1 protein-coding gene is annotated in these 356 nt (G+C 68.8%); it reads left to right on the top strand.

Annotation, left to right across the window (positions count from 1 at the left end; genetic code table 11):
* Nucleotides 1–356, top strand: a 356-nt coding sequence (locus BIV24_RS28215) for an AMP-binding protein (RefSeq protein ID WP_143064681.1), incomplete at both ends; no start/stop codon positions are given.

Below are 356 nucleotides of genomic sequence, written 5' to 3'. Positions count from 1 at the left end.
GTGGTCGCCGATCCGGAGCGGCCGATCGGTGCGATCGACGTGCTGTCCCCCGAAGAACGGCAGCAGGTGCTGGTCGACTCCAACGACACCGCGGTTCCCGTCTCCGGTGACCCGCTGCCGGCGGCCTTCGCAGCACAGGTGCGGGCGACACCGGACGCAGTGGCCCTGGTGGCCGGCGAAACGCAACTCACCTACCGAGAGTTGAACAGGCGGGCGAACCGGTTCGCACATGAGCTGATCGGGCGGGGTGTGGGTCCGGAGCAGGTCGTGGCGTTGGTGCTGCCACGCTCGGCGGAACTGGTGGTGGCAGCGCTCGCAGTGATGAAGGCGGGAGCCGCGTATCTGCCGATCGATCC

The organism is Streptomyces colonosanans (genome assembly GCF_001866645.1).
GTDB classification, from domain to species: domain Bacteria; phylum Actinomycetota; class Actinomycetes; order Streptomycetales; family Streptomycetaceae; genus Streptomyces; species Streptomyces colonosanans.
This window is presented reverse-complemented; position numbering and strand designations above follow the sequence as displayed.